Here is an 8,383-nt window from a genome sequence, read left to right on the forward strand (position 1 = left end):
CTGCCGCATATGTTCACAATGACCTTCGTGTCAAACTGTCTGAGGAAAGGGAGGTCCCTCTCTATAAAGACGTCTATCCCCGGATTCTGCAGCCCCACTGCGTTTATCATCCCGCTGGCCGTCTCCATGATCCTTGGTGCCGGGTTCCCCTCCCACGGGACGCATGAGACGCCTTTTGTGACCACCGCGCCTAGCCGGTTCAGATCCACGAACCCGCTGTATTCCTGCCCGGAGCCGAATGTTCCGGACGCGGGCATCACCGGGTTCTTTAACCTGATGCCCGCTATATCCACTGATGTGTTTATCCCGTCCGCCTCCTTTCTGAATCACATTATAGCAACTGGCGCGAAAAAGAAAAGTACTGTCTTTTTTCGTTTATAGTGCGGAAAATAATACCGGTATCAAAAATCATAGTACCTTGAACAGACAGGGCGGATATAGTATAATGCCGTTAGAAGGAGGAACGCCTATGAGCAACATGAAAGCGCCGCTGCCCCAATGCGCGGCTATGGTCAGGATACAGAACATCTTAAGCGGGAAATGGAAGATAACGATATTATGGTACATCGCGGAATATGAGGTGCAGAGGTTCGGGGAACTGAGGCGGAGGCTTGGGGACATCACGCAGTCCACCCTTACCAAGCAGCTCCGGGAACTGGAACAGGACGGCTTCATCTCCCGCTATATCTATCAGGAAGTGCCGCCGAAGGTGGAGTATTCCCTGACTGACCTGGGGAAAAGTTTCATTCCTATTTTGAAAGATATGAAAAGCTGGAGCGACACGCATCTGATGTAGGCAGAATGAAAGCCTGCGCTGCAATGCCATGCCAGCACAGGCTTTCATTCTGCCTTAGATAGACAGGCAGGTTCCGGTTTCATGCCTTTTTTTCTTACCCTGCATTGAATTTATAGCCAAATCCAATGACCGTCTTGATAAAATCATGCCCTGCCGAATAATCCCTGATCCTTTTCCTGATCTGGAAGACCGTGTTCTCCACCGCATGGCAGTAGCCGTTTGACGGTTCATGCCAGACAGCCTCATAAATCTGTTCTTTCGAATAAGCAATATCCGGAGCAGAATACAGCATATATAAAATATCAAATTCCTTTACCGACAGGCAGACCTCATGGCCACCGATTATAGCCTGACGCTTTGCAGCGCTCATATGCAGCATGGAAACGACCTGCCCTATGCCAAAAAACTTCCGTACAGCAATGCAGTCCATCCGTATCTGTTCCAGCAGCATGGAAAAGTTCTCAAACTTCTGCTGGGAACGCAGCCTGCCAAAAAGCCGTATCTTTATGCTTTTCCCATAAATTTCCTCGTTGAAATTTAGGATATGCGTCTCAACGGATATTTCCTTATCATTGTCAACAGTCGGCCTTGTCCCGATATTCGTAATGCCATAATGCACCTGTCCATCCAGCAAAATCTCCGTAACATATACGCCGGCTGGAGGCAGGATGCTTTCATCCAAAACCTCCATATTTGCAGTCGGCATACCGACCAATTTCCCTATCCCCCGTCCATGTATCACTTTGCCCGAAAGGATATTTATAGGATTCTTATTTGAAATTTGTTCCATGATGCCCCTCATATGATTCCATTAAGCGATAATATCAGCAGGATGCAGGTAATTACGATAGCCCCCGAAAGCAGCCACAAGCCAACCGGTTTCCTGCCCTGCACATTCTGCGGGCCTGAGATATAGCCCGCTTTGCGTAATGCCGTTGTTACCGGTTTATAAAGCAGGAATGTAAACCCTGCGTTTAACCCGGCTTTCAGCAGATTAAAGGGGAGGAATGCAGGGAGCATCAATTCCGCCACGGCTTCACGGGGATACCCCATATAAATAGGCGTTATCAGATAGTTCCATAGCAGCATCACCAATACCATCATCAGACTACCCGTTACCAATCCTGTGACTGCACCGGGCAGTGTCCGCTTCTTTTTGTAGATCACAGAGGCTGTACAGGCAAAAGAACACGTTGATATAATATTCATGATGCACCCCAGAACTCCGTTTTCACTGATCGTCACCATTTCTATCAGCGATACAATCACAGATACGATAAGGGAAGTCATCGGCCCCCATATCAGGCCGCCCAGCGTGATGATGATATCCTTCGGGTCATACTTCAAAAATAACACAACGGGAACCCTTCCAACCACCACCACTACATAGGCTACTGCACAAAGCATGGCGGTAGTGGTTATTCTTTTTGTCTTGCTGTCCATATACCATTTCCTCCTGAAAATAAAAATTAGCACCTGAATCGTTATATCATTCAGGTGCCGGGAAATTCGGTACAACAACATACAGCAGCATGAAAATAACAGCATACCACATAATATGAATCCATCTTCTTCTATCCAGACTATACTGTTGGTTTTGGAATCGCACCAAATCCTGACTTGGACGCCTGCCAAGTCCTGCGTTTTCACGCTCGCGGACTATACCGCCAATCGGGAATCTCACCCTGCCCTGAAGATATATCATTATTCAGTTGTTTGGGTAAGTATACCGCTTGGACCGTACTCTTGCAATACCGCGGAAACATTTCGGAAGAATTTCGGAAATGTGGTTACAAATGGCAGATATATTCTATCCGCACTTTCACAAGCAGATACTGCTTCCCCTACAGCATTCCATCTCCCTGAACGTGCCGACCATTCCCCCAACAAGCCTCCACTGGCGCTACATATAGGATTTCAGTTTTTCCGTGCTTTGCCTGTATGCCTCCCAGACTGTTTCCGAGTCATAAAATTATGCTTTCTGCCAAAGCAGCATACTGTCCTGAAATTCAGCCGACACTTTTCCGGTATCTTTCAGCCACGAAAGGTAGGAACGCACCGTGCTGCCAACCAACACATACTGCTCAAAGTTCATGGAAAGACCATAGCCTTTGAACACCTCCTGCAGAATCCGCTCAAAGCATATCGGCTCCCCACAGATGGACAGAATCCTGTCCGCCACTCCATGCACCTTATCCCTGTTATAACGGACAAGTTCCTTCACATCCGCGGATACCTCCGCATGGGCGGGAACGAACATAGCTGCCTCCATCTGCTCCACTTTATTCAGCGTTTCCAAATAAGCGCTCACGTCATAAATGAAGGAAACCGCATATTTATCCAACATCTCCCTGCTGCTGATGCAGTCCGCAAGGAACACCACATTATCCGGCATACGGAACCCCACCATGTCAAAGAAATGCCCCGGCAGAGGAATCACCTCAACCTCCTTCGGGAAGCTCTCGTCTGAGAAATCCGCCACAACGCTCTCCTGCGCCATCAAGAATTTATGCCGCAAATCCTTACACGGATAACCGCCGTAAAGGAAGGACGGCTCCAGCATCGGGTATTTCGTAAAAGCCGCCTCTATGCCACCGGAATAAACCTTGCATCCTGTCTGCCCCTGCAGGTACTTATTCCCGCCGATATGGTCTGCGTTGGAATGTGTATTTAGGATTGCCGCTAGATGCCAGCCGTTCTTATCCAGTATCTGCCGGACTTTCCGCCCCGCATCCTTATCATTTCCGCTGTCAACCAGATAGACATGATCATTGTCTGCCACATAGACACCTATCTTCGCCGGGCAGTTTATGTAATAGCATTTCTCACTGACCTGTACCAATTCATACATTTTCCGTTTCCTCCTTTAATTGTTTGGGTAAAATATCACATTATAGGCGGTGCAGGCTTTCTCGGAAGCATTATGGTATCCGTGGGAAACATCCGCCCGGAAGCGTATTGACTGCTTTTCCTGCAGCAGCACTTCCTTCCCGCCAATCACCATTTTCAGCACCCCCTGCACCAGAAAAACATATTCTTCCACGCCTGTTACATGAGGGAGCGAATTATGGCGAACTCCTGCATCAAACTCAATATAGAACACCTCCACGTTCCGCATCGGGTCAAAAGGAAACAGCGGGTAAGCCCGCATCCCTCCGTTTTCCTCCGTGATCGCATTTTCCCCATCAAGCCCTGCGACTGTGTACTCCGCTTCTTCCTGTTTACAGAAAAAAGATAATGGAATTTTCAGCCCTGTTGAAATCTTCCATAATATGTTGATGGTGGGTGAGGACTGCCCGCGCTCGATCTGCCCTAACATGGGCTTGCTGACGCCAGTAAGTTCCGCAACATCATCCAGCGTGAGCTGCCTTGTGTTCCTGATTTCTTTCAGCCGCTCCCCTATCTTCAATGAAACCTGCTCCATGACTCCTCCTTGAATATGTTTTATTAAACAAAATACATTATAACATATCGAAGGACAAAATGAAAGGGTCATTGAACAACCCTTTCCCCACTGCTACCATTTTTCAATTTTACTGTATACTATCACGCAAAACTCCAAACTATCACGGAAACTCATATACAAACACGAAAACTCCGGGCAGTTTCCGTATACTGCACCCCGTTGTCAAGGCAGGCGCTGTCAAACTTTCCGGCTTTTAGCACCGCCTTATGGAACGTGTCCTCCACGATCTCCTGTCTCTAGTTGTCATAAAACTCTGACTGCGCGATGTAACGGGAGTGGTCATCGTTCAGCGAGGATAAAAAGGTCTTTACCAGTTCCCCCGAAGTTGTCCGCAGATCCGGCCCGTACTTTATGTCCCCCCGTAAAAGCTCCATCCGGTGCGGTCTGCAGAAACGTCTTAATGATGTTTCCATCTTCTCGGCATAACAGTTCATTATGGAGCCTCCTGCATCTGTCATTGCTGCATCTGAGCCGCCGGATCAGGCACCATTCCTTCCCGCCTCCCGCTTTTCTTTGCACGCATCGTCTGCTGTCCCTGTACTTAAGGGGACTTCCACAGCATGGGCAGACGCTTTCTTCTTTACTGGTTATTAAATATATCCTCATCCTCCTTGTATTCCACTTCATACTTTGATATGATAACCATGTTTTTAGTAATGGTTTCAGGACTCAGTTCTTTGCAAAAGATTAGTGTCCTGGTACCTTTTCCTTTCTCTATTCTCATGTCATTATATCGGTTAATTCTATGACAGGCAATCAGAGCAATTTTAAGTCAAAAAAATGGGCAGCAACAGTATTATTCCAATAAAAATCTATGCAGTATGAAGACCGCCATGCTTTAAGTTCAAGACAACATCTGCCTGTGCTGCCAGTTCATTTGAATGGGTTACAACAATCACGCATTTATTCAGTTCATGTGCGCTTTCTTTCAATATGCCCGTAATTTCGCCCGCCGTGTCCCCGTCGAGGTTTCCTGTCGGTTCATCCGCTAAAATGACCGGGGTATCTGAGGCCAGGGCGCGGGCGATTGCCACACGCTGTTGCTGCCCTCCGGACAGTTTCATTACATTTCGTTTTGCTTCCTCGGCTGTCAGCCCAAGCCGCAGGAGCAGGGACAGGACATCCTTTTTCGCTGTCAATGCCACATTTTCCATTGGCGTCATATAGTCAATGAGGTTGTAGCTTTGAAATATCAGTGAAACGTGGCTGCGCCTGTGACAGGCAAGCCCGCACTGTGAAATATTTTCACCATTAAAGAGGATTTCACCTTTTTGCGGAATATCCAGCCCGCCGATTAGTGACAGCATCGTTGTCTTGCCGGAACCGGACGGTCCAAGAACAGCATACATTTTCCCCACTTCAAATTCAGTATTTATGTTTGACAATATTGGCCTGCCTTTCTCATAGGCATAACATATCCCTTTCATTTCTAATACAGCCATTTTCTATTTTCTCCTTTTCCTTAACTCATTTTTGACAAGATTTCACGGGGTTTCAGGCGCATTACCGACAATGAGGAAATCCCCACTGAAAGAATGATAACAATAATGCCTATAAGATAGAGCTGCAGCATATTGTAAGAATCAATCGTAACTCTTATCTGCTCCCTGTCTGCCTCTGCCCCGTCTGCTGCAACTTCCACTTCCGGGGCGGTATCCTGACCAGAAGGCATATCCGACAAAGCAGAATCATCTTTTATGCTGACCACCACATCCTCACTGAATCCGTCTTTTTTGGTTATGGTCACTCCCGCTGCCTGTTCCTCACTTGCCGGAATATTCTGCTGCAGCAATCCATTTGCAAGCTGCCCTGCCACTGCGCTGCTTGTAAAATAAGAGCATCCAAAAGCAATCACTGCAATCATCAAAACCTCAGCAAGATACTGCCCGATAATCCTCATATTTCCAATGCCAAGGGATAGGAACACACCTGTCTCGTGGATACGGCTTCTTCCCCACATGGTGAGTATCAATGAAAGGATGACAGCGCTCACCAATGCAATCACCCATATTATGGATGACACCAAAGCCTGCAGTTTCTGCAATGGTGCGGCGGCATCCAAATAAGTCTGGTTATCTGCCGCCACTTCAAAAGCCCGCCAGTCAATAGCAGATAAACCTTTCACTTCTGACATAATGCTGTCAAGCTGTGCAGGATCATATACGGAAAATGCCACCTCGTAAAATCCCACCGGCATATCCCCAAATAAATCCTGTAAGGCGCTTGTGTCAATAAAAATCTGGTTTTCCAGTTTTTCATAAGTGACAACACTCGCATATGCCGGATCTGGCTTTCGGATTTCATAAATACCAATAATCCTAACTTCCGCCTCCTCATCGGCCTGTAAGGAAATGCTGTCACCTATCTGCAGGCTGTTCTGGTCTGCCATATCCCTGCTGATAACCGCTGCATTACTTTCATTTCCCGTAATGTGTTTTCCTTCAGTCAGTTCCATTATTCCCGACTGAAAAAAGCTGTTATTTTCAGTTCCGGCGACAGTCCGGGCATATATCTTGTTATTAAGCTCCCCTTTCAAAGGAACATTACCGGGAAAGATAGTAAGGTTTGTAGAAACAAGCGTCTGGGCTGATGCATCATATTTTTCAATGCCGCCTATTTCCATAATGGCATTAATCATATCCCGTGTGACGGGAAGCTCCGTGTAAAGGTCAAGAGCGCCTTCCCCATCATCAACCCTCCTGAAATAAGGATTGCTTTCCGATAGTTCAACTGAAACATAGAATTCACCGCCTAAAGCCTCCCGCAGATTCTTTTGTGCCTCCTGCGATGCTTTTTGGGTAGAAAGCCCGGTCAATACAAAAGTTGACATGATAAGAAGAATGAAAAAGAGCAGGATACTTTTCCCCTTTTTCCGTGTGACGTAGAGAAACGCCCGTTTGGTAGTTCCCATTTTGATACCTCCGTTTTCTGGTGTTATTCATTCTGACGTTGATATCTTACACTCCCAATATGGAACCAGTATGAAACATATGTGAAATTGAAAAGAAATTAAAAACTCCCCGGTCTGCCGGAGAGCTTTTCTTATTCATGGTTTTCATTGAATTGTTATAAATGAATTGTAAATCTCATTCCCTGCGGTTCTTCCATCGGACAGAATGAGTAAAAAATATCCATTGTCTTTAATAATGTGTCTACAATATACAGCCCAAGCCCGTTCCCGCCCTTGTCACGGTCCCTTGCAAAATCAGGACGATAAAATGGCTCTAATATATGCCGCATCGCTTCTTTGGGTATAGGGACACACTCGTTTTCTATAAGGATATCGCGCCTGTCAAAATATACGGAAACTGTTCTTCCCGGTTCTGTGTATGCCACGGCATTGGCAAGGATATTTGACACTGCTTTTCCAAACATCTGAGGCGGCAGCACTGTTTCAAAACTGTCCGGCAGCCCAAGCCGGAAGATGATTCCTTTTGCCTTAGCGATCAGCATATACGGTTCGCATAATGCGTAAAGCAGCTCTGACAGATCGACTTCCACTGCTTCTTCACTTTCTGCGGTCATCCCTGCCTTTGAGGTTTCGAGGATATCATGTATCATATCTGCGAGGCGGCCTGTCATTTCCCTACACTCCGGCAGGTAAGTGTCATAATCCTTATATTTCCCGACACCAAGTATCATATTCTCCAGTGTGGCATTCAGCGCAGTAACAGGCGTTTTCAGTTCATGGGATGCCGCCCGCAGGAAATCAGCCTTTGACCTCTCGCTCTCGCTTACACGCTGTTTCTCAATCTCAAGGCTCTCGATAGCCGACAGCAGGCTTTGGTATAAATGGTTGATATTATCTGCCAGTATGCCTATTTCATCTTTTGGACTGATTTTGCAGGCAGCATCCCTTTCCATCCGTGCCATCTGCTCCGTCACCGCCCCAATCTGTTTTATGGGGAACGTGATCTTTCGTGAAAATACAAAAGAACAGGCTATGGAAATAACCACACAGCAGATCAGGCATAGTGGCAAGGCTTTTAGAACAGTCTGCGTAACATAGTCTGCCACATTCAAACTTGTGTTGAGGGACAATTCATCGTGTGAAGTGCTATACTAAAGTTGTAACAGAAGTGGCTAATGAGATATAATCAAAATAACAAGAAACGAGGTAC

General features: G+C 46.7%; 9 protein-coding genes, 2 pseudogenes and 1 riboswitch. Of the genes and pseudogenes, 1 reads left to right on the forward strand and 10 read right to left on the reverse strand.

The window, feature by feature from the left end; genetic code table 11:
* Window positions 1-257: pseudogene (locus D5281_RS23240) on the reverse strand (dihydroorotate dehydrogenase); the annotation flags it as partial.
* A 212-nt stretch (window positions 258-469) separates the two neighbouring features.
* Between D5281_RS23240 and D5281_RS23245 the strand changes: the two are divergent.
* Window positions 470-796 carry a winged helix-turn-helix transcriptional regulator gene (locus D5281_RS23245; protein ID WP_160562295.1) on the forward strand — a complete coding sequence of 109 codons (327 nt, stop codon included), beginning with the start codon at window positions 470-472 and terminating at the stop codon, window positions 794-796.
* Window positions 797-890: 94 nt separating this feature from the next.
* Here D5281_RS23245 and D5281_RS23250 read toward each other — a convergent pair whose 3' ends face one another.
* The 9 genes and pseudogenes from D5281_RS23250 to D5281_RS23285 all read right to left on the reverse strand — a co-directional run bounded on the left by D5281_RS23250 (window position 891) and on the right by D5281_RS23285 (window position 8,279).
* Complete coding sequence (locus D5281_RS23250) at window positions 891-1,586, reverse strand: riboflavin kinase (RefSeq protein ID WP_160562296.1); 696 nt, start codon at window positions 1,584-1,586, stop codon at window positions 891-893.
* An 8-nt stretch (window positions 1,587-1,594) separates the two neighbouring features.
* Window positions 1,595-2,239: an ECF transporter S component gene (locus D5281_RS23255; RefSeq protein ID WP_160562297.1), complete on the reverse strand. Its 645-nt coding sequence runs from the start codon at window positions 2,237-2,239 to the stop codon at window positions 1,595-1,597.
* A gap of 119 nt (window positions 2,240-2,358) precedes the next feature.
* A riboswitch (FMN riboswitch) is annotated at window positions 2,359-2,498 on the reverse strand.
* A gap of 270 nt (window positions 2,499-2,768) precedes the next feature.
* Window positions 2,769-3,647, reverse strand: coding sequence for an MBL fold metallo-hydrolase (locus D5281_RS23260; protein ID WP_160562298.1), 879 nt, complete (start codon window positions 3,645-3,647; stop codon window positions 2,769-2,771).
* A 15-nt stretch (window positions 3,648-3,662) separates the two neighbouring features.
* On the reverse strand, window positions 3,663-4,220 hold the full coding sequence (locus tag D5281_RS23265; protein WP_160562299.1) for a helix-turn-helix domain-containing protein: 558 nt from the start codon (window positions 4,218-4,220) through the stop codon (window positions 3,663-3,665).
* A 278-nt stretch (window positions 4,221-4,498) separates the two neighbouring features.
* A complete protein-coding gene (locus tag D5281_RS23270; RefSeq protein WP_160562300.1) occupies window positions 4,499-4,696 on the reverse strand; it encodes a hypothetical protein in 198 nt (65 codons plus the stop codon).
* 52 nt (window positions 4,697-4,748) lie between these two features.
* Window positions 4,749-4,889 (reverse strand): annotated as a pseudogene (locus D5281_RS27290) (hypothetical protein); the annotation flags it as partial.
* A gap of 185 nt (window positions 4,890-5,074) precedes the next feature.
* On the reverse strand, window positions 5,075-5,704 hold the full coding sequence (locus tag D5281_RS23275; RefSeq protein WP_160562301.1) for an ABC transporter ATP-binding protein: 630 nt from the start codon (window positions 5,702-5,704) through the stop codon (window positions 5,075-5,077).
* Window positions 5,705-5,724: 20 nt separating this feature from the next.
* Window positions 5,725-7,173, reverse strand: coding sequence for an ABC transporter permease (locus D5281_RS23280; protein ID WP_160562302.1), 1,449 nt, complete (start codon window positions 7,171-7,173; stop codon window positions 5,725-5,727).
* A gap of 155 nt (window positions 7,174-7,328) precedes the next feature.
* Window positions 7,329-8,279 (reverse strand): sensor histidine kinase, encoded by a 951-nt coding sequence (locus tag D5281_RS23285; RefSeq protein ID WP_330585286.1) that lies wholly within the window; start codon window positions 8,277-8,279, stop codon window positions 7,329-7,331.
* Window positions 8,280-8,383 lie beyond the last annotated feature (104 nt).

The organism is Parablautia muri, from assembly GCF_009917485.1.
GTDB classification, from domain to species: Bacteria; Bacillota; Clostridia; order Lachnospirales; family Lachnospiraceae; genus Suilimivivens; species Suilimivivens muri.

Bases quoted from the DNA above. Each gene is read 5' to 3' on its own strand.
- D5281_RS23245 (WP_160562295.1), top strand. From the start codon at position 470: ATGAGCAACATGAAAGCGCCGCTGCCCCAATGCGCGGCTATGGTCAGG.
- D5281_RS23250 (WP_160562296.1), bottom strand. From the start codon at position 1,586: ATGGAACAAATTTCAAATAAGAATCCTATAAATATCCTTTCGGGCAAA.
- D5281_RS23255 (WP_160562297.1), bottom strand. From the start codon at position 2,239: ATGGACAGCAAGACAAAAAGAATAACCACTACCGCCATGCTTTGTGCA.
- D5281_RS23260 (WP_160562298.1), bottom strand. From the start codon at position 3,647: ATGTATGAATTGGTACAGGTCAGTGAGAAATGCTATTACATAAACTGC.
- D5281_RS23265 (WP_160562299.1), bottom strand. From the start codon at position 4,220: ATGGAGCAGGTTTCATTGAAGATAGGGGAGCGGCTGAAAGAAATCAGG.
- D5281_RS23270 (WP_160562300.1), bottom strand. From the start codon at position 4,696: ATGAACTGTTATGCCGAGAAGATGGAAACATCATTAAGACGTTTCTGC.
- D5281_RS23275 (WP_160562301.1), bottom strand. From the start codon at position 5,704: ATGGCTGTATTAGAAATGAAAGGGATATGTTATGCCTATGAGAAAGGC.
- D5281_RS23280 (WP_160562302.1), bottom strand. From the start codon at position 7,173: ATGGGAACTACCAAACGGGCGTTTCTCTACGTCACACGGAAAAAGGGG.